Source organism: Streptomyces sp. NPDC032472 (assembly GCF_040636955.1).
GTDB lineage: Bacteria > Actinomycetota > Actinomycetes > Streptomycetales > Streptomycetaceae > Streptomyces.
Genome location: NZ_JBEZVK010000198.1, coordinates 1 through 1658 on the forward strand (window position 1 = coordinate 1; position 1658 = coordinate 1658).

The 1658-nt window shown below is 66.7% G+C and carries 2 protein-coding genes; both read right to left on the reverse strand.

Annotation, left to right across the window (positions count from 1 at the left end; translation table 11 throughout):
• Positions 1 to 699: 699 nt before the first annotated feature.
• On the reverse strand, positions 700 to 1476 hold the full coding sequence (locus AB0F11_RS38145; RefSeq protein ID WP_362184464.1) for an ATP-binding protein: 777 nt from the start codon (positions 1474 to 1476) through the stop codon (positions 700 to 702).
• Positions 1473 to 1658: hypothetical protein (locus tag AB0F11_RS38150; RefSeq protein ID WP_362184466.1), on the reverse strand; the 186-nt coding region annotated here is incomplete at its 5' end. The genes AB0F11_RS38145 and AB0F11_RS38150, both read right to left, overlap by 4 nt.

The window sequence follows — 1658 nt, forward strand, 5'->3', positions numbered from 1 at the left end:
GCCCGGCTTCGCCGGGCCAGGGCCGGCCCCTTCGGGGCCGGAGTCCGGAGCTGCGCTCTGGACTGTTCAGGGTTCCGCTGCGCTCCACCCTGAACTGCCTGCTTCGCAGGCTTGGGTGACCCCGTTTCACGGGGTCCGGGCCTTCGGCCCGTTGGGTGTGTACGCTCCGCTCCCCCACCGGGTCCTTCCGGCTCCGCCTCCAGGACCAGCCCGCTTCGCGGGCGGCTAGCAGTGCAGCGGTGGTGCGTGACTCGGCCTGACTCCTGGCATGCGGATCTCCCGGGGCTGGCCAGGAGGGGGTTGAGCGTCCCCGCGGCTGTACCGGTGCTGCTGTAGCGGATGATTAAGTCCACTGTCACCCGTCTGCCCAGTCCTGCCATGCGCCCGACCAGCACCGGTGTCAGTGGTGGCGGTTAGAGGCCCCGATGACGGGGCCGGTTCCGGAGCATCCAGCACTGGAAACTCAACGGCAGTCCTCCCGGTCTGCGCGGGGGTGGTCACGGCCTAACCGGCGCCGGAAAACAAGGGCCTCTAGCAAGCTTGCCAGCCCGGCCCCGTCCCTCGACGCCTGCGCACCCAAACCTTCGAGTGGCCCGATAGCAACTTGGTTCAAAATAGCTCTCGGATCAGCTCAGGATCCAAGGCCATGGTCCGCTCCGCTAACCCGCGGCACCTGCGGACTGCCTCGGCGATCCGTCATCAGCCACGCCAGCTGCCCAATCTGCTGAACGCCCAGCGCAGCACCTCCCGATCAGGGTGGTCGCGGCCCGTTCGTTCGAGTGCGATCAGAGTGTGGGCTGTTAGCCGTGCCCAGTTACGGAAGTTGCCGTGAGCCGCGTGGCGGTCTGCGAAGGCGATGTCCGCGGGATCAGTCCGTGCCCAGACAGGGTGGTAGAGAGGGATGACCTGGTGAACTTCCTCCGGAGTGAGCTTGGTGACGTGCTGCCAGATGAAGATGCGGGAGGAGAGCATCGGCTCTTTGCGCAGCACCGTGTGTGCTCCCTCGCCGCCGGCGAAGACGATCGCGATCTGTGAGTACGGGTGGTCCCAGACGAACCGGAAATATTCGAACGTCTCTCGATTCAGCCATTGAGCTTCGTCCACGACCAGCGCACGCGGCTGGGCTGCCAGGGAGTCCAGGAGCAGCCGATCGAACTCGGACGGGTGACGCGGGGGTTCGCTCGGCAGACCAAGCGCAGCGAAGAGCTCGTGCCGCACCGCTCGGGCAGTGGGGCGGGCGCGGAAGGCAATCCGGCAGACCTCCTCGTCCCGGGTCCGCTCAAGCTCACGCAGGCAGACGTTCACGGCGAGCGTCTTGCCGACCCCTGCCGGGCCGTGGAGGCACATCATCGCCCTTGCATCGATCGTGTCGGCGATGTTCTCCCTCGCGGCCAGGAGCGCCCGGGTCGTGACAATCGCGGCGTCCGCGAGCTGGGTGTAGTGATCGGTCTCCCGTGGCGGCAGCTGGCTCGTCATCCCTTCTCTTCCCGGATGGCAGGGCGAAGGGAGGCTGGGGTGTTCCAGTCATCGGGCGGCGGGGCGTGAGGGATGAGCTCGGGCAGGGCTAAGACATCGTTTCTTTTGGCGTGATCGTTCGTTGAGCCGTGCATGACGGACTTGGTCGAGCGGCTGGTGCCGGACGAACTGTGGGTGTTGTT

Bases quoted from the DNA above. Each gene is read 5' to 3' on its own strand.
- AB0F11_RS38145 (WP_362184464.1), bottom strand. From the start codon at position 1,476: ATGACGAGCCAGCTGCCGCCACGGGAGACCGATCACTACACCCAGCTC.